The organism is Streptomyces sp. CB02414 (genome assembly GCF_001905385.1).
GTDB lineage: Bacteria > Actinomycetota > Actinomycetes > Streptomycetales > Streptomycetaceae > Streptomyces.
Window position 1 is genome coordinate 13,512 of the sequence record NZ_LIPF01000013.1, and the last position, 17,863, is coordinate 31,374.

Sequence of the window (17,863 nt, forward strand, 5' to 3'; positions counted from 1 at the left end):
TGTCGGCGCCCAGTGCCTCCGTACGCCCCCGGCGCGTCAGTCCTGGCGCGCCCGGTACTCCTCGACGTGCCGCTCGCGATGGGCGAAGGCCGCGCGCAGGTCCGGTTCGCCGATCGCGTGCACGCCGCGCACGGCGACCGAGGTCAGGTACGTACGGTCGTCCGCCGAACCGTCGGCCTTCCGGACCAGGGCGCCGATCATCCGCTGCCCGGCCGGGGACGCCCAGCGCGAGTACGGGTGGACCTCCATCCGCGTGATGGCGAGGCACCCCAGGGTGAGGGTGAGCGGCAGCGCGAACCACAGGGCGATCAGCGGGCGCGGCTGGTCCACGGGCAGCGGCAGGGCCAGCGCGGCGGCACCCAGCGCGACCACGGTGACGGCGGCGACCCGCACCCGCTGGACGCCGGCCGCGACGCCGCGGGCACCGTCCGGCACGGCGAGGCCCGCCCGGACCAGCCGGTCGGCCAGCCCCCGCACCGCGTCCGCGGCGGCAGCGGTGGCCCGCACCGGCGCTATCCGGGACTGCCCCTCGGGCCCTATCGCCCCTATCACCGACCGCTCCATCTCGTCCCGCCCGCACGGGTCGACGACGGTCGCCCAGCCGGTGTGCGCGAGCAGCAGCCGCCGCTGGCGGGCCATGGAGACCAGCGTCAGGTCGGCGACCCTCCGGGGACCGCCCGCCAGGAACGCCGCCTCGTACAGCGTCAGCGCGTGCTCACGGTCGACGGCGTGCGGGGCGGCGGCCGCCGCGCGCACGGCGGCCAGGCACAGCCGCAGGCACGCCAGGCCGGCGACGGCCCAGGCCGGCAGGAGGAGAAGGACCCAGAACATGCCGTACTTCTATGCCAAAGGCTTTCGCCGGCGCCATGCCCTGTTCACATTTCGGGACGCAGTGTTGTGGGTATGTGACGTTCCGTTTGTCCAGGTCAGGTCCGGCCCGGGGCGGTCCGGCGGCGCAGCAGCGCCCGCCCGGTCGCACGTGCCCACCGCGCCCCGGGACGCCGCGGACGCGGCACCGGCCCCTCCCGCTCCAGCCACCACTCCCTCAACTCCCGCCGCACGGCCTCGTCCTGCGGGAGTCCGTCCCGCAGCAGGTGTTCGGCGAAGTCGAGGGCGTCACGGCGGTAGCCCCCGGTCATCGGCCGCCGCTGGGCGTAGGACAGGAAGGCCGGCCGGTATCCCGTGCCGAGGATCACCGGCAGTTCGGGCGCGACCTTCGCGACCACGTCCGCCCGCTTCCCGGCGAGCGCCCGCGCCTGCACGCCCAGCCGCACCCGGTCGAACCCCTCGGGCACGGGCGTCCCGGCGACCAGCGCGGACAGCAGCGCGGCCTGCGCGAGGGCCAGCCGCTGCCGTACGGCGTCCCCGGCGCCGGCCGCGTCCCGCACGACGGCGGTCCGCCTCCCGACGACGGGTGCGCCCGCCTCCGCACGCCCCTTCTCCACGGCGGCGCGCACCGCCGCCACCTCGCCCTCCAGTTCCTCGGCCGCGGGGAAGTTCTCGTCGCGCTCCAGCAGGACACCCGGCGGCGCCATCCGCGAGGCGAGGTCGGTCAGGATGTCGAGCACCGGTTGCGCGACGGGGTGGGCGTGGCTGTCGTGCCACACGCCGTCCCGTTCGAAGCCGCCCGCGACGTGGACGTACGCGATGGCCTCCAGGGGCAGTTCGCCGAGCGCCTCGGCCGGGTCCTCCCCGCGGTTGACGTGGTTGGTGTGCAGGTTCGCCACGTCGATCAGCAGCCGCACCCCCGTCCGGTCGGCCAGCTCGTACAGGAACTGGCCCTCCGTCATCTCCTCGCCGGGCCAGGAGATGAGCGCGGCGATGTTCTCCACGGCGAGCGGCACCGGCAGCGCGTCCTGCGCGACGCGCACGTTCTCGCACAGCACGTCGAGGGCGTCGCGGGTGCGCGGCACGGGCAGCAGGTGCCCCGCCTCCAGCCGCTGCGAGGCGGTCAGGGGGCCGCCCGCCCGGACGAACGCGATGTGCTCGGTCACCAGCGGCGACCCCAGTGCCCCGGCCCGTTCGGCCAGCGCCGCGAGCCGTCCCGGGTCCGGCCGTTCGGCCCCGCCGAGCCCGAGTGAGACCCCGTGCGGCACCACGGTCACCCCGCGTTCGCGCAGCCGGACCAGGGACTCGGGCAGGTGCCCGGGGCAGAGGTTCTCGGACACGGCCTCGACCCAGTCGATGCCGGGCATCGCCTCGACGGCGCCGGCGATCTCCGGACGCCATCCGACACCGGTGCCCAGCCGTGCCGTTCGCTCCATGGTTCAGCCCCCCTCCTGCCGGTATGCCGGAGGTATCGCCCGGCGTACCCGGCCCGAACCCCGTGGGGGGCATGTTCAGAGCAACATCTGAGGTTCGGCCGGGGCGCCGGGCGTCAGCGCAGGTCGAGCCGCATCAGGACCCGGGGGTGGCCGGCCAGCACCGAGGTGGTGTCGGCGGCGTGGACGAACCCGGCGCGCTCGAAGTTCTTCCGCAGCCCGGCGTACGCCATGGTCAGGTCGACCCGGGCGTCCCCGTTGTCCAGCGGATACGCCTCGACCGCCGGAGCGCCCCGGGAGCGGGCGAAGTCGACCGCCCCGGCGATGAGGGCGTGCGAGATCCCCTGCTTGCGGTGACCGGGCCGCACGCGCACGCACCACAACGACCAGACCGGCAGGTCGTCCACGTGCGGGATCTTGCGGTTGCGGGCGAAGGAGGTGTCCGCGCGCGGCGCCACGGCGGCCCATCCGACCGGCTCGTCACCGTCGTGGGCGAGCACGCCCGGAGGCGGCCCCTTGCGGCACAGCTCGGCGACGTAGGCGCCGCGGGCCGGGCCGCGCAGCTCGTTGTTGACCTTGGAGGGGACGCGGTAACTCAGGCACCAGCAGACGTTGGCCTGCGGCGACTTCGGGCCGAGCACCGCACGGACGTCCTCGAAGACCGAGGCCGGACGGACGTCGATGGTCATGGCACCACGATGCCACGGCGCACGGTGCGATGCCCCGGCGCCGGCCGCCGTCGGCCCGGACGGAAGGAGGTCAGCCGGGGAAGACGGCGTTGTGGAGTTCGGACAGCCGCGGTTCGGCGTCCGGGAAGCCGGCCGCCTTCGTGGCGGGGAGGATGACCGGCAGATAGGCCTCCAGGGCCTCCCTGGACTCCCACACGTCCACCACGCGCAGGCCGTCCGCCGTGACGACGGCCAGGTGGCCGAGCAGACCGCCGGGGGCGGGACGCCCGGAACGAGTGCCTGCGGTCTCCTGGACCTCGTCGTACTGCTCGGCGGTGACGCCGGGATACTCGATCTCCATAAGAAGTGCCATACCGCCACATTACGACCAGGCCGCGCGCCCTGCTCCCGGCGGACCGGCGCCGCCCGCCCCGCGCCTACCGCAACGCGGGGTGGTCCGCCACCACCGTGCACGACCCCGGCGCGATCTCCGTGTACCCGGCGTCGCGGACCACCGGCAGACCGCTCGTCGTGAGGGTCCGCCAGCGGTCCGGGCCCGGGGTGCGCACCGCCAGCGGGTAGCCCGCGTCCCGCCAGGCGGCCCGGCCGGCGTCGTCCAGCTCCCACCAGGCGAGCTGCGCGCCGTGCCCGGCCTGGGCCATCGCCTTGCCGGCCGACATGTCCAGGTCCGGGTTCATCCACAGCACCGGCGCGGAGAGGCCGGCGTCGACCGGCGGCTCCGGGTCGTCGAGGTCGGTGCCCGAGACCTGGAGGCGGGCCAGGTCCTTGGGCCAGCCGTCCAGCGGGACCGGCGGGAAGACCCGTACCTCCGCCGTCTTCCCGGTGACCGTGATGCCGGGCAGCGCATCGGCCCGCCGCCACTCGGCGCCGCGCGCCCGCCGCACGACCTTGCGGATGCGCGCGTCCTGCCAGTCCCGCATCGCGCGGGCCCACTCGCCGTCGCCGGTGGACCGCTCGTCGCCCAGCATCACCAGCACCGCCCGGGCCGCCGTCTCCAGCGCGTCGGTACGCGGCGGCGGTGCCGCCCGCTCGATGCGGACGACCAGCGGCAGGACGAACTGCGGCGCGAGGTCGCGGTCGCCGGGCTCGGGGCGGAAGGGGCTGTCGGGGACGGGCGTCGTCGCGTCGTTGCTCACGAACACAGTCTGCCAAGCCGTGCGGGCGCGAGAGGATGACCCCATGCGAAGCGAGCTACGGCTGCACGCGGTGGGCCGCCGCTACGGCCTGCGCGGGCCCTGGGTGCTGCGCGGCGTCGACCTGTGCCTGCCGCCCGGCACCCTGGTCCGGATCGAGGGCGCCAACGGCACCGGCAAGTCGACCCTGCTGCGCCTGCTCGCCGGCATCGACGCCCCCTCCGAGGGCCGGATCACCGGCCGGCCGCGCACGGCCTACGTCCCCGAGCGCTTCCCGCCCGCCCTGCCCTTCACCGCCGCCGCCTACCTCACCCACCTCGGCACCGTCCACGGGCTGTCCCGCCGGGCGGCGGCCTCGGCGGCCGGGCGGTGGCTGGAGCGCCTGGGCGCCGCCGGACACGCCGGCACGCCGCTGGAGCGGCTGTCCAAGGGCGGCAGCCAGAAGGTGGCCGTGGCACAGGCCCTGCTCGCCGAACCGGACCTGCTGATCCTCGACGAGGCCTGGACCGGGCTGGACGCCGACGCCCGGGAGGAGCTGGAGCGGGCGGTCGCGGAGCGTACGGCGGCGGGGGGCGCCGTCGTCTTCGTCGACCACGACCCGCGCCGCCTGGCCGGCGCGCCCGACGCCACGTACACCGTCCGCGACGGCGCCCTGCACCGCCGTACCGCGCCAGCCCCGGTCGCGGACGGGCCGCACGTCGTCGTCCGGGCGCACGGTCCGCGGGACGGCACCCCGCCCGCCGAGGCGCTGCGGACCGCCGCCCGCGCCGTGGAGGAGCGCCCCGGCCGGTACACCCTCTCCGTCCCCGCCTCCCGCTCCGACGTCCTGCTGCGTGCGCTCCTGACCGCCGAGCCGCCCTGGCACGTGGCGAGCGTGCACGCCGAGGAGGACGCCCGTGAACCGGCTCAGGAGGGCCTGCGTTGACCGCCCTGTTCCGCTACCAGAGCGCCCTGCTGCTGCGCTCCCGGCGCTGGCTCCCGCCGCTCGTCCTGTACGCCGCCGTGCTGGCCGTCGGTGTGCAGGGCGGTCAGCCGGTGCTCGACTCGCTGGGCTGGGCGGCGGCCACGCTGCTGCCGGTCGCGGCCTGGCTGGTGCGCATCTGCGTCACCGGCGAGCCGCCCGCCGCCCGCGGCTGCGTCTCGGCGGCGCGGGGGCCCGCTCGGGCTCACCTGGCCTGCGTACTGGTCGCCCTGGCCGCCGCGGTCGTGCTGGGCGCGGCGGCGACCGCCGTGGTGACGGTGATCAGCGACCCGGCCGCCTCGGACCGCGCCACCCGCGTCTCCCCGCTCGCGGCCGGCGGCTCGGGACTGCTCGCCGTGCTCGTGTGCGCGCTGCTCGGCACGGCGGTCGGTGCGCTCACCTCCTGGCCGCTGCTCCGCTCGCCCGGCCGCGCGCTCCCCGCGCTGCTGCTCGCGGCCCTGTTCGCCCTGGTGACGACCGGTTCCCCGGCGCGCGCGGCGGTCAGCGGGCTGGTCACCGGCTCGCGGTCGGGCACCGTACCGCTGCCCCTGCTCCCGCTGGGCGCGGCCGTCCTGATCGCCGGGGCCGCGACCGCGGCGGCCTGCCGGCTCAGCTCGCGCAGGTCAGCCTGAGCAGGCCGTCCGCTGGGCCTCCTGCCACTCGCAGCGCGGGCACATGGTGATCCCCTTGTACGACTCGGCGTACTCGGTCGGCTCCCGGCACAGTACGCACTCGGCGTAGGGCGGGCCGTCGGCCTTGGGCGGCCGGGTCGCGTCGATCAGGCAGTAGTCGTCGATGCGTTGGTCGTCGTCGCTGCTCATGCCTCCAGCGTAGGCCCGTCAGCGGCGGCCGTTCGCGGCGCCGATCAGCTCCGAGACCTTCACGAACCGGTAGCCCTGCCTCCGCAGCTCGGGGACGATCTTGCGCACCGCCTCCTCGGTGACCGGGGCGGCGCTGCGGGTGCAGTGCATGACGACGACCGACCCCGGCCGCGCCCCGTCCAGCACCTGCCGGGCCACCGCGTCGGCGTCGGTCGCGAACGCGTCCCCGCTCACCACGTCCCACTGCACGGCGGTGACGCCGGTGGCCGACAGCGCCTTGAGCGCCGCGTCGTCGTAACAGCCGCCGGGGAAACGGAAGTACGGCATGGCGTCCGGCACCCCGGCCTTCTCGAACGCCGCGTACGCCCGTTCCACGTCGGAGCGCATCCGGTCCTCGGACACGGTCGGCAGGCCGTAGCAGTCGTCGGTGTAGGCGTAGTGGCTGTAGGAGTGGTTGGCGATCTCGAACCGCGGGTCCCGGCCGATGGACCGGGCGGCGTCGGGGTACTCCTCGGCCCACCGCCCGGTCATGAACACCGTGGCCGGTACGTCCAGCTCCCGCAGCGTCGCGATCAGCCGCGGATTGTCGAACCGTTCCCCGGCCGCGGCGCGCGGTCCCTGGTCGGCCGTCATGTCGGCGTCGAAGGTGAGGGCGATCGTCCTGCCCCCGGCACGCGGCCCGTGTTCGAAGACGGGGGTGAGCCCCGCCGGACCGGGTGCGAGGGTGGGCGCCCGGTCCGGGGCGGGCTCGGAAGCGGAGGCGGAGGGCGCGGACGGTGCCGGACGGGGCGTCTGTCCCGGCTCGGTGGTGCCGCAGGCGGCGAGGGCGACGGAGGAGGCGGCCAGGGCGCAGAAGGCGGCGGCGCGGCGTACGAGAGTGGTCACCGCATGAACGTACGAGCGTGATGTTCGGTTTGTATGACTATGTGTGGTGACGTGCCCGGGAGGTCACCCTCCCGGATCAGACGCCGCCCGCCCGCCTCAGATGTCCCGCCGCTCCAGCGGTTTCGTCGCCGGACCCTGGATCACCTTGCCGTCCGTGTCGAAGCGGGAACCGTGGCAGGGGCACTCCCAGGCCTTCTCGGCCGCGTTGAAGGCGACCAGGCAGCCGAGGTGGGTGCAGCGCGAGGACACGGCGTGCAGCGCGCCCGCCTCGTCCCGGTAGACCGCCAGCCGGTCGCCGCCCGCCCGGACCAGGGCACCCTCGCCGGGCGGCAGGGCGTCCACGGGCGGGGCGGGCCGCAGGCGGTCGCCGACGAAGTGCCGGGCCACCTCGGCCTGCGTCTTGAGCAGCGCCGGGGCCTCGCGCACCGCCGTGCGCAGCCGCCGCGGGTCGTACAGGGCGCTCCACGCGCACTCCTCGCCGGTGATCTGCGCGGTGAGCAGCCGGCCCGCCACCATGCCGCCGCTCAGCCCCCACCCGCCGAAGCCGGTGGCGACGTACGTGTGCTTCGCGCCCGGATGCAGCGGCCCCACCATCGGCACGGTGTCCGTCGGGTCGATGTCCTGGGTGGCCCACGCGTAGGTGAGGTCGACGCCCGGGAAGTGCTCGCGGGCCCAGGCGGACAGGAGGTCGAAGCGTTCCCGGGTGTCGCCCGTGCCGGGGGTGAAGTGCTCGCCGGTGACGATGAGCAGCCGGCGGCCCGCCTCGTCCAGCGGCGCCGTGCGGACCGAGCGGGTGTTCTCGTCCGGCGTGATGTACATGCCGTCCACGTCGCGGTCCGCCTCGATGCTCCCGGCGACGACCAGCTCGCGGCGCGGGGAGAGGCGGGCGAAGAGCAGGGCCCGGTCGAAGATCGGGTAGTGCGTGGCGACCACGACGTCCCGGGCGGTCACCGTCGCCCCCGACTGGGTCGACACACGGCACGGACCGCCCTCGTCCAGGCCGTGCACGGTGGTGCCCTCGAAGATCCGCCCGCCGTGCGCCTCCAGGTCCTCGGCGAGGGCCAGCAGGTACTTGCGCGGGTGGAACTGCACCTGCCCGGTGACCTTGACCGCGCCCGCGACCGGGAACGGCAGCCCCGTCTCCGTCACGAACGACGCCGGCAGCCCCGCCTCCTTCGCGGCGGCCGCCTCGGCCCGCACCTCGTCCACTCGCTCGGCGTCGCCGACGTACGTGAACGCGTCCCGCGCCTCCCAGTCGCAGTCGATGCCCAGCTCGGCCACGACCCGGGCGGCGTGCTCGATCGCCTCCGACTGGGAGCGGGCGTACAGCCGGGCGCCCTCGGGGCCACGGGTGCGGCGCAGCTTGTCGTAGATCAGCGTGTGCAGGGCGGTCAGCTTGGCGCTGGTGTACCCGGTGACGCCGGCGGCGACCCGCCCGGCCTCCAGCACCGCCACACTGCGCCCCGCCCGCGCCAGCTCCCAGGCCGTACTGAGCCCGGCGACGCCCGCGCCGATCACGGCGACATCCACGTCGAGATCCTCCGCGAGGGCGGGGCGCGGTGCGCCGCCCGGTGCCGTCCGAAGCCAGTAGGAGTCGTTGACCTGCGCGTTCTCCGTCATGCGGGGCCGAGTACCCACAGGCCGGGGCTTCAGTGACCGGGCGGCGCGACGGCGGGGCTACCTGCGCCAGGGACCCGTCACGGCGAACGTGGTCCCGGGCGTGTAGCAGTTGACGTACATCGTGTCCCCGTCGGGCGAGAAGGTCACCCCCGCGAACTCACCCCACTCGGGCTCCTCCTCCGACCCGATGTTCTGGGCGCCGCGGGCCATGGCGTAGACGTCACCGCGCCGGGTCACGCCGTAGACGTGCTGGGCGCCGTTGCCGTCCTCGCAGACCATGAGGCCGCCGCTGGGGGCCAGGCAGATGTTGTCCGGGGACTCGCCGGGCAGCTGCACGTCGGTGTCCGGGCCGAAGACGATCACCAGGGTGAGCCGGCGCCGCTCGGGGTCGTAGCGCCAGATCTGCCCGTAGTGGTCGGCGGCCGAGCCCTCCGCGCTGCGGGCGAAGGACGACACGAAGTAGACGCTGCGCCCGCCCCAGTAGCACCCCTCCAGCTTCTGCGCGTGGGTGATGCCGCCCCGGCCGAAGTCCTGGTGCCGGATCGGGGTCCCGGCGGCCAGTGGGTCGGGTACGTCGACCCACTCGACGCCGTCGAAGCAGGCGCCGGTCTCCTGGATCGAGGACAGGTCGGGCACGCCGGGCACGCGCATCGCCTGGAGCCGGCCGCCCGCCCGCAGCGAGCCCGTCCCGCCCAGCGGCTTCTCGGGCAGGAACCGGTAGAAGAGGCCGAACGGCCGCTCGAAGGCGTCCTCCGTCTCGTAGACGACGCCCCGGCGCGGGTCCACGGCGACCGCCTCGTGCTGGAACCGGCCCATCGCGGTCAGCGGCACCGCGCCGGTGCGGTGCGGGTCCGCCGGGTCGACCTCGAAGATGAAGCCGTGGTCCTTGGTGTAGCCGTTGGTGCCGGCCCTGTCCTCGGTCTCCTCGCAGGTCAGCCAGGTGTGCCACGGGGTGGGGCCGCCCGCGCAGTTGACGGCCGTGCCGGCGATCGCGACCCGTTCGTCACGGACGTGGTTGCGGTGGTCCAGGGTGAGGGCGGTGCAGCCGCCCTTGCCCTCCGGGTCGTACGTCAGGTCCTGCACCGTGGGCACGGGAACCCGGCCGTCGGCGCGGTTCTCGTGGTTGCGGACGAGGTGGACGCCGCCGTGGCGGCCCCGGGAACGCGCGGCGAAGGCCGCCATGCCGTCGTGGTTGGACGGGACCGGGCCCTCGCCGGAGCGCAGCTCGTCGCCCTCGCGGGACAGGACCCGGTAGCGGAATCCTCTGGGCAGGTCGAGCAGGCCGTCGGGGTCGGGGATCAGAGGACCGTAGCCGGTGTGGCCCGGGGAGTGGGCGGCGGCGGTGCCGGCGAAGAGTTCGGAGAGGGCGCCGGTGAAGGCGATGCCTGCGCCGAGGGCCCCGCTGCGGGCGAGCACCTGGCGTCGAGTCGCCGGACGGCTGGAAATGGACATGGGGTGACCTTCCTGCTGGCGGACAGGACTGTGACCCGCTGTGTCTATCACCTGGCACGTTTCCCGGGAACCACGCGCGCTACACGCGTCACGTGCCGGCCGGCTGCTCCGGGGTGTGGCCGGGCGGCACCCGCTGCGGGTTCTCCAGGAACCGCAGCAGCTCCACCGGGAACGGCAGCACCAGCGTCGAGTTCTTCTCCGCGGCCACCGCCACCACCGTCTGCAGCAGCCGCAGTTGCAGCGCGGACGGGGTCTCCGACATCTCCCGCGCCGCCTCGGCGAGCACCTTGGAGGCCTGGCGCTCGGCGTCGGCGTTGATGACCCGGGCCCGCCGCTCGCGGTCGGCCTCGGCCTGCCGGGCCATCGAGCGCTTCATGGTCTCGGGCAGCGACACGTCCTTGATCTCGACGCGGTCGATCTGCACGCCCCAGCCGACGGCCGGGCTGTCGATCATCAGCTCCAGGCCCTGGTTCAGCTTCTCCCGGTTGGACAGCAGGTCGTCCAGGTCGCTCTTGCCGATGATGGACCGCAGCGACGTCTGCGCCATCTGGGAGACCGCGAACTTGTAGTCCTCGACGCGGATGAGCGCGTAGGCGGCGTCGACCACCTTGAAGTAGACGACCGCGTCCACGCGGACGGTCACGTTGTCCCGGGTGATGCCTTCCTGGGCGGGCACCGGCAGCGTCACGATCTGCATGTTGACCTTGTGCAGCCGGTCCACCACCGGGACGATCAGGGTGAAGCCGGGCTGCCGCACCTCACCGGCGAGCCGGCCGAGCCGGAGGACGACCCCGCGCTCGTACTGCTTGACGATCCGCGCCGCCGACGCGATGTACAGTACCCCGGCGCCCCCGGTGGCGGCAGCCGCGGTCAGCAGTTCCTGGAGCATGGCGGCCTCCCCGCTCAGAGGATCGTTTCGCCTATGTCTGTCACGATATGCCGGAGACCCGATCCGAGGCCATGCCCCGGACCGGGCCTCCCGCATGCCGACGGCTGTCGACGGGACTACACGGCCGCCGTCGCCGGCTTGGTGACCTTCACCGGGTCCGTACCCGTGGAGCTGTGCCGCTCGGCCCAGTTCTCCAGCGCGGTGCGGCAGGCGTGGTCCAGGTGGTGCAGCCCGGACAGGTCCAGCTCGACCGGCCGGTCCTGCGGCAGCGCCTCCAGGCTCTCCAGGATCTTCGGCAGCCTGAGGAAGGTCGCGTTGCCCGTCAGGTGCGCCTGCACCGGACCGGCGCCCTTGTCGACGACCTCCAGCTTGAGGTGCGAGGCCTCCCAGGCGGTCTTGACCACGGACAGGGCCAGACCGATCAGCACGCCCTCGAACATGTTCACCGCGACGATGGACACCGCCGTGACCACGAGGATCAGCGCCTCGCCCCGGTGAGCACGCCACAGCGGCACGATGCCGCGGAACGGGATCAGCTTCCAGCCCGCGTGGACCAGGATGCCCGCCAGCGCGGGCAGCGGGATCAGGGCCAGCACGGACGGCAGCAGCGCCGCGAACAGCAGCAGCCACACGCCGTGCAGCACCCGGGACGCCTTGGTGCGCGCGCCCGCGCTCACGTTGGCGGAGCTGCGCACGATGACCGCGGTCATCGGCAGGGCGCCGAGGACGCCGCACACGGTGTTGCCCGCGCCCTGCGCCATCAGCTCCTTGTTGTACTCGGTGCGCGGGCCCTTGTGGAGCCGGTCCACCGCCGCGGCGCTGAACAGGCTCTCCGCCGAGGCGATCAGCGTGAAGGCGACGATCGTGCCGAGCAGGCCCACACTCGCCAGCTCGCCGAAGGCGTCGGCGCCGGGCGGCTGGATCACGTCCAGCAGGCCGCTGACCTCGACGGTCGCGACCGACAGCCCGAACACCGCCGTGACCGCCGTAGCCAGGCCGACGGCGGCCAGCGCGCCCGGCACGGTCTGCGCCCGCTTCGGCAGCCGCTTCCACAGCACCATCACCGCGACCGTGCCCGCGCCGAGGGCGAGCGAGGTCAGCGCCTCGGTGCTGCCCAGCGCGTCGGCGGCGGCCCCGGGCAGCCCGGTGAGCTTGTCGATGCCGGAGGAAGGCGCATCCAGCCCGGCCGCCGAGTACAGCTGGCCCGCGATGAGCACGAGGCCGATGCCGGCCAGCATGCCCTCGACGACCGACAGGGAGATCGCCCGGAACCAGCGCCCGAGTTTCAGGGCGCCCATCGCGAGCTGGATCAGCCCGGTGGCCAGCACGATCACGCCGAGGGCGGCCAGTCCGTACGAGTCGACCGCGCCGAAGACCAGCACGGTCAGGCCCGCGGCCGGACCGGACACCTGGAGGCTGCTGCCCGGCAGGAATCCGGTGACCAGACCGCCCACGATCCCGGTGACCAGGCCGAGTTCGGCCGGGACGCCGGAAGCGACGGCCACGCCCACGCACAGTGGGAGGGCGACCAGGAAGACGACGAGCGAGGCGGTGAAGTCCTGCCGCAGATGCGGGAACTTGTGGGATATGGAGGACATGGCGGCGCTCACAGCGTCTCGAACGCGTCGGTGTCCGCCCGGTGTTCGCGTACGACCCCGGTGTGGACCTCGTAGTACCAGCCGTGCATCCGCAGCCGGCCCTCCGTCAGCCGCCGTTCGACGCACGGGTAGGACCGCAGGCGCAGCAGCTGCGACAGGACGTGGTGCTGGACGGCCTCGGCGACCGTCGGGTCGGCGGGATCGCAGGGCTTCGGTTCGTCCGCGGCCTCGGCCAGCCAGTCGCGGACGGCGGGTACGGCGGTCAGGTCGTCCCCGCGCACCAGGGCACCGACGGCGCCGCAGTGCGAGTGGCCGCAGACCACGATGTCCGAGACGCCGAGGACCTCGACGGCGTACTCGACGGTGGCCGCCTCGCCGGAGGGGTGCCCGGCACCGTACGGCGGGACGATGTTGCCGGCGGTGCGCAGCTCGAAGAGCTGGCCGGGCCGGGCTCCGGTGATCAGGGCCGGTACGACCCGGGAGTCGGAACAGGTGATGAACAGGACTTCGGGCGACTGGCCTTCGGCGTGCCCGGCGAACTCCTCAGGGCGCTGTCCGAACGTGCGGGCGTTGTCGATGAGGGGCTGCATGATGCGGTTGTTCCTCCTGGCGCGCCGTGGGGGCGCGTCGGACGGTCAGGACAGAGGTGGGGGATGCGCCGACCGGTCCCTCAGCAGCGGAAGACCTGCAGCGCCGCGGGGGAGTGGTCCGTCGCGGATCTGGGGCGGTGCTCGGCCCCGTGGCCAGAGACGACGGGTTCGGGCACCCCCGGGGTGGCGTGCCGCAGCAGCGGACGCTGAGGGGTGTCGGGCTGGGGCGCGGCGGTGCCGCGGTGGCGGTCGCGGACGCGCGGGGCGGTGGTCGGCCCGCCCGGGCGGCCGGCCTCGTGGCAGGTGACGGTTTCGTCGTACGCCGTCGCGCCGGAGGCAGTGGTTCCGGCGCGGGCGTGGGCCACGGCTTCACTGCTCGTATGCGCGGATGCGAAGGAAGCGGTGGGAGCGAAGAACTGGAGCGCGAACAGGACGGCGGCGAGGATCGGAACCACGGTCCGGGCCGTCGTGCCTCGGAACATGCGCCCCCTTCCAGGCAGTTCCTGCCGCTGGTATATGCCGGGGCAAGGTCAATGCCCGGCAAACGCATGGTCAATGCGCGGGCAAGAAACACGTTAACCCTGCAAAGAGCTTTGCAGGGTTAACAGGGAGTTACGGGTTGCAGAGAGCCCGAAAATGGCGGCTGGTTTGGCGGGAACCGGCTGTTCCGCAGGCCCTCAGCGCGTGTCGACCAGGCGCGCCGCGTCCCGGGCCAGCGCGGTGAGCCGGGAGATCGCCCGGAAGTACTTCTTCCGGTACCCGCCCTTGAGCATCTCCTCGCCGAAGAGCCGGTCGAAGGGCAGCCCGGAGGCCAGTACGGGCACCTCGCGGTCGTACAGCCGGTCGGCCAGCACGACCAGGCGCAGCGCGGTCGACTGGTCGGGCACCGGGCGCACCCCGGTCAGGCAGACGGCCGCGACACCGTCGGTCAGGGCGCCGTAGCGGCTGGGGTGGACGCGGGCGAGGTGGTCGAGGAGGGCGGCGAAGTCGTCCAGCGAGGCGCCCTCGGTGGCCCGCGCCGCGCGGGTGACCTGCTCGTCGGAGTAAGGCGCCGGCGCCTCGGGCAGGCCGCGGTGACGGTAGTCCTCGCCGTCGATGCGCAGGGCGCGGAAGTGGGCGGACAGGCCCTGGATCTCGCGCAGGAAGTCGGCGGCGGCGAAGCGGCCCTCGCCGAGCTTGCCCGGCAGCGTGTTGGAGGTGGCGGCCAGCGCGACGCCCGCCTCCACGAGCCGGCCGAGCAGGCTGGAGACCAGGACGGTGTCACCGGGGTCGTCCAGTTCGAACTCGTCGATGCACAGGAGACGGTGGTCGGAGAGGGTCCGCACGGTCTGCTGGAAGCCGAGGGCGCCGACGAGGTTGGTCAGCTCCACGAAGGTGCCGAACGCCTTGCGCTCCGGCTCCGCCGGGGTGGCGTGCCACAGCGAGGCCAGCAGGTGGGTCTTGCCGACGCCGTAGCCGCCGTCGAGGTAGACGCCGCGGGGGCCGGCGGGGGCCTTCGGCGCCTTGCCGCGGCCGAAGCCGAAGAAGCCGCGCCGGCCGGTGGCGGCGGGGCTCGCGCCCAGTCCGGCCGCGAAGTCCTCCAGGACCCGGACGGCCTCGCTCTGGCTGGGCTGGTTCGGGTCCGGGATGTACGTGCCGAAGCGGACCGAGTCGAAGCGGGGCGGGGGCACCATCTCGGCGACCAGGCGCTCCGCGGGGACGTGGGGCTCGCGGGCGCACAGGGAGAGCGGCGCGGGGGCCGTCCCGGCTATCGGGGTGGAGCCGGGGGCGGGGGAGCCGGGGGAGGGGGAGGAGGGCGACACGGTTGTCCATGGTAGGGCCTGTTCGGAGGGGGCCGGCTGCCGTGCGGGGTGGGGCGCGGTCGGAGCGCCCGGTGCGCGGGCCGGCTGCGCGGCCGCGGGGTCAGTCACTCCGCCGCGCGGTGGCCGCGGTTCGGCAACCCCGCGCGTGGAACACTGCACCGCATGCGACGCCTGTTCCCCGCCCCCGTGACCGATGTGACCGATCAGACATCCGGCCCCGTGCCCGACGGGACCGACCGGGAGTGGAGTCTGGCCGAGCTGGCGGCCGCCTACGCCTATCCCGAGCCGGACGGGCGGACGGGGACGGGCGCCTGGCTGCGGGCCAACATGGTCTCCACCCTCGACGGCGCGGCCCAGCACGACGGCCGCTCCCAGCCCATCTCCGGCGCCGCCGACATGCGCATCTTCGGCACCCTGCGCGCGCTGGCGGACGTCGTGATCGCCGGCGCCGAGACCGTACGCCAGGAGGGGTACCGTCCGGCCCGCTCGCGCGCCGATTTCGCGGAGCTGCGCCAGGCGGCCGGGCAGCGCCCCGTGCCGGCCATCGCCGTGGTCAGCGCGAGCCTGGAGCTGGACTTCTCGCTGCCGCTGTACACCTCGCCGCTGGTGCCGACCCTGATCCTGACCGGCGCCGCCGCGGCCCCGGACCGGATCGCGGCCGCCGAGCGGGCCGGAGCCCGGGTGGTGACCGCCGGTGACGGCGTCGGCGTGGACCCGGCCCGCGCCGTCGACGCGCTGGTCGCGCTCGGGTACACCCGGCTGCTGACCGAGGGCGGTCCGCGGCTGCTCGGGCAGTTCGTCACGGGCGGGGTGCTCGACGAGCTGTGCCTGACCGTCTCGCCGACGCTCACCGCGGGTGACGCGCAGCGGATCGCGGGCGGACCCTCGGTCGAGGTGCCGCGGCGGTTCGTCCTGGAGTCCCTGTTGGAGGAGGAAGGTTTCCTCTTCAGTCGGTACCGGCGCGACTAGGACGATCCCCACTCTGACCGGCGACGGCGACCGGACATCGGTTCGGTCGTTACCGCGCTTCCGGGAATCGGCGGAATCTCCCGTTCCGGTTAACTCGCGACGGGCACACTGAATCCGGCAGTACCCGTGCGATCACGGGGCAGGATGGTTTCCGCAGGGTCTGGTTCGGCCTGCGGAAGGGCGGGCCCGCGGGCCCTCGGAGGAGAAGGGGCGCCTGGTGTTCACCAGCGTTTTGATGATCGAGAAGGCCATGAGCTCCGCCGACGTGGAGTTCGTCACCACCTTGCACGGGGACGAGGAGGTCGCCTTCCACGTGCTGCTCCAGCCGCGCGGCGACCAGGCGGACCGGCTGCTGAGAGCCATCGACGACGTCGCGCTCGGCGAGCTCGACGACGCCGTCCGGGAGGGCGAGACCCCGAAGGGCGAGGAGGCGCAGAGCGTCGGGCAGCGGGCCCTGGAGGTGTCCCTCACCGCCCTGCGCGCGTCCGGCGCCCGGGCGGAGGGCCGCCTGATCGAGGACCACCCGCTGGACGAGCTCAAGTCGCTGGTCCTGGAGATCGGAGCGGACGAGGTGATCGTCCTGACCGACCCGCACTACGTGGAGGAGTTCTTCCACCGTGACTGGGCCTCGCGGGCCCGCCACAAGGTCGGCGTGCCGGTCCTGAAACTGTTCTCCCACAGCAAGGCATAGGCTTGGCCCGCGCTCCCGCGGAGAAGGAAGGGGGCGCGCCCACCGGCAGACCGCCCACGGACACCCGTCACGGACACCCGTCGCACCTCTGGGGAGAACAGCGCATGGCACCCGGCCTTCCTACCGCCATGGACCGACCGCACTTCATCGGCATCGGCGGCGCCGGAATGTCGGGCATCGCCAAGATCCTCGCCCAGCGGGGCGCCGCGGTGGTGGGCAGCGACGCCAAGGAGTCCGCGACCGCCGAGGCCCTGCGCGCGCTGGGCGCGACCGTGCACATCGGGCACGCGGCCGCGCACCTCGCCGACGACGCCACCTGCGTGGTCGTCTCCTCGGCGATCCGCGAGGACAACCCGGAGCTGGCCCGCGCCGCCGAGCTGGGCATCCCGGTCGTCCACCGCTCCGACGCCCTCGCCGCCCTGATGAACGGCGCGCGCCCGCTCGCCGTCGCCGGCACCCACGGCAAGACCACCACCACCTCGATGCTGGCGGTCTCCCTGTCCGAGCTGGGCCTGAACCCGTCGTACGCCATCGGCGGCGACCTGGACGCCCCCGGCTCCAACGCCCTGCACGGCGGCGGCGAGATCTTCGTCGCCGAGGCCGACGAAAGCGACCGCAGCTTCCACAAGTACGCCCCCGAGGTCGCCATCGTCCTCAACGTGGAGCTGGACCACCACGCCAACTACGCCTCGATGGACGAGATCTACGAGTCCTTCGAGACCTTCGCCGGCCGGATCGTCCCCGGCGGCACCCTGGTGATCGCCGCCGACCACGAGGGCTCCCGCGAGCTGACCCGACGCCTGTCCGGCAAGGTGCGGACGGTGACGTACGGCGAGTCCGAGGACGCCGACGTCCGCATCCTGTCGGTCGTCGCGCAGGGCCTGAAGAGCGAGGTCACCGTCGTCTTGGACGGCGCCGAGCTGACCTTCACCGTCTCCGTCCCCGGCCGCCACTACGCCCACAACGCCGTCGCCGCCCTCGCCGCGGGCGCGGCCCTCGGCGTCCCCGCCGCCGAGCTGGCCCCCGCGCTGGCCGCCTACACGGGTGTCAAGCGGCGCCTCCAGCTCAAGGGCGAGGCGGCCGGCGTCCAGGTCGTCGACTCCTACGCGCACCACCCCACCGAGATGACGGCCGACCTGGAGGCCATGCGCGCCGCCGTCGGCGACGCCCGCATCCTGGTCCTCTTCCAGCCGCACCTGTTCTCCCGCACCCAGGAGCTGGGCAAGGAGATGGGCCAGGCGCTGGCGCTGGCGGACGCCTCCGTCGTCCTCGACATCTACCCGGCGCGCGAGGACCCGATCCCGGGCGTCACCAGCGAGCTGATCATCGAGGCGGCCCGCGCGGCGGGCGCCGACGTCACGCCGGTGCACGACAAGGCGGAGTCGCCCGCGGTGGTGGCGGGAATGGCGAAGGCCGGTGATCTCGTTCTCACCATGGGCGCGGGCGACGTCACCGACCTCGGACCGCGCATCCTGGACGAGCTGTCGAGCAAGGCGAAGTAA

19 protein-coding genes are annotated in these 17,863 nt (G+C 74.1%); 5 read left to right on the forward strand and 14 right to left on the reverse strand.

Features of this window, described 5'->3' with window-relative positions; all coding sequences use genetic code 11:
- Positions 1-36 precede the first annotated feature (36 nt).
- The 5 genes from AMK11_RS33495 to AMK11_RS33515 form a co-directional block, all read right to left on the reverse strand.
- Positions 37-831, reverse strand: coding sequence for a TIGR04222 domain-containing membrane protein (locus AMK11_RS33495; RefSeq protein ID WP_073731885.1), 795 nt, complete (start codon positions 829-831; stop codon positions 37-39).
- A 95-nt stretch (positions 832-926) separates the two neighbouring features.
- Entirely contained in the window at positions 927-2,264 is a 1,338-nt protein-coding gene (locus AMK11_RS33500) for a DUF692 domain-containing protein (protein ID WP_073731886.1), read from the reverse strand.
- Positions 2,265-2,377: 113 nt separating this feature from the next.
- Complete coding sequence (locus AMK11_RS33505) at positions 2,378-2,950, reverse strand: GNAT family N-acetyltransferase (protein WP_073731887.1); 573 nt, start codon at positions 2,948-2,950, stop codon at positions 2,378-2,380.
- A gap of 70 nt (positions 2,951-3,020) precedes the next feature.
- Positions 3,021-3,302, reverse strand: a complete 282-nt coding sequence (locus tag AMK11_RS33510; protein WP_073731888.1) for a hypothetical protein — start codon at positions 3,300-3,302, stop codon at positions 3,021-3,023.
- Between the two features lie 64 nt (positions 3,303-3,366).
- Positions 3,367-4,086, reverse strand: coding sequence for a peptidyl-tRNA hydrolase (locus tag AMK11_RS33515; RefSeq protein WP_073732008.1), 720 nt, complete (start codon positions 4,084-4,086; stop codon positions 3,367-3,369).
- A 43-nt stretch (positions 4,087-4,129) separates the two neighbouring features.
- Here AMK11_RS33515 and AMK11_RS33520 point away from each other — a divergent pair, with 43 nt between their 5' ends.
- On the forward strand, positions 4,130-5,008 hold the full coding sequence (locus AMK11_RS33520) for an ABC transporter ATP-binding protein (protein WP_073731889.1): 879 nt from the start codon (positions 4,130-4,132) through the stop codon (positions 5,006-5,008).
- Complete coding sequence (locus tag AMK11_RS33525) at positions 5,005-5,676, forward strand: ABC transporter (protein ID WP_073731890.1); 672 nt, start codon at positions 5,005-5,007, stop codon at positions 5,674-5,676. Before AMK11_RS33520 ends, AMK11_RS33525 begins: the two co-directional genes overlap by 4 nt.
- Here AMK11_RS33525 and AMK11_RS33530 read toward each other — a convergent pair.
- The 9 genes from AMK11_RS33530 to zapE all read right to left on the reverse strand — a co-directional run bounded on the left by AMK11_RS33530 (position 5,668) and on the right by zapE (position 14,701).
- A complete protein-coding gene (locus tag AMK11_RS33530; RefSeq protein ID WP_073731891.1) occupies positions 5,668-5,865 on the reverse strand; it encodes a hypothetical protein in 198 nt (65 codons plus the stop codon). The two genes, AMK11_RS33525 and AMK11_RS33530, sit on opposite strands and share 9 nt — an antisense overlap.
- Before the next feature lie 18 nt (positions 5,866-5,883).
- A complete protein-coding gene (locus tag AMK11_RS33535; RefSeq protein ID WP_073731892.1) occupies positions 5,884-6,750 on the reverse strand; it encodes a polysaccharide deacetylase family protein in 867 nt (288 codons plus the stop codon).
- 96 nt (positions 6,751-6,846) lie between these two features.
- Positions 6,847-8,370 carry an FAD-dependent oxidoreductase gene (locus tag AMK11_RS33540; protein ID WP_073731893.1) on the reverse strand — a complete coding sequence of 508 codons (1,524 nt, stop codon included), beginning with the start codon at positions 8,368-8,370 and terminating at the stop codon, positions 6,847-6,849.
- Between the two features lie 57 nt (positions 8,371-8,427).
- The gene (locus AMK11_RS33545; protein WP_073731894.1) at positions 8,428-9,822 is read right to left on the reverse strand and encodes a PhoX family protein; all 1,395 of its coding nucleotides are present in this window, start codon (positions 9,820-9,822) and stop codon (positions 8,428-8,430) included.
- A gap of 88 nt (positions 9,823-9,910) precedes the next feature.
- Complete coding sequence (locus AMK11_RS33550; RefSeq protein WP_073731895.1) at positions 9,911-10,711, reverse strand: slipin family protein; 801 nt, start codon at positions 10,709-10,711, stop codon at positions 9,911-9,913.
- Positions 10,712-10,827: 116 nt separating this feature from the next.
- Positions 10,828-12,309 (reverse strand): SulP family inorganic anion transporter, encoded by a 1,482-nt coding sequence (locus AMK11_RS33555; protein WP_073732009.1) that lies wholly within the window; start codon positions 12,307-12,309, stop codon positions 10,828-10,830.
- Positions 12,310-12,317: 8 nt separating this feature from the next.
- On the reverse strand, positions 12,318-12,899 hold the full coding sequence (locus AMK11_RS33560) for a carbonic anhydrase (protein WP_073731896.1): 582 nt from the start codon (positions 12,897-12,899) through the stop codon (positions 12,318-12,320).
- 80 nt (positions 12,900-12,979) lie between these two features.
- Entirely contained in the window at positions 12,980-13,381 is a 402-nt protein-coding gene (locus AMK11_RS33565; RefSeq protein WP_073731897.1) for a hypothetical protein, read from the reverse strand.
- Between the two features lie 195 nt (positions 13,382-13,576).
- The gene (gene zapE, locus AMK11_RS33570; protein WP_073731898.1) at positions 13,577-14,701 is read right to left on the reverse strand and encodes a cell division protein ZapE; all 1,125 of its coding nucleotides are present in this window, start codon (positions 14,699-14,701) and stop codon (positions 13,577-13,579) included.
- Between the two features lie 162 nt (positions 14,702-14,863).
- On the opposite strand from zapE, the gene AMK11_RS33575 reads away from it, so the two are divergent.
- From AMK11_RS33575 to murC, 3 genes are all read left to right on the forward strand, one after another.
- Complete coding sequence (locus AMK11_RS33575) at positions 14,864-15,670, forward strand: pyrimidine reductase family protein (protein WP_073731899.1); 807 nt, start codon at positions 14,864-14,866, stop codon at positions 15,668-15,670.
- A 217-nt stretch (positions 15,671-15,887) separates the two neighbouring features.
- Positions 15,888-16,361 (forward strand): indole-3-glycerol phosphate synthase, encoded by a 474-nt coding sequence (locus AMK11_RS33580; RefSeq protein WP_198941522.1) that lies wholly within the window; start codon positions 15,888-15,890, stop codon positions 16,359-16,361.
- A gap of 104 nt (positions 16,362-16,465) precedes the next feature.
- Positions 16,466-17,863 (forward strand): UDP-N-acetylmuramate--L-alanine ligase, encoded by a 1,398-nt coding sequence (gene murC, locus AMK11_RS33585; protein WP_073731901.1) that lies wholly within the window; start codon positions 16,466-16,468, stop codon positions 17,861-17,863.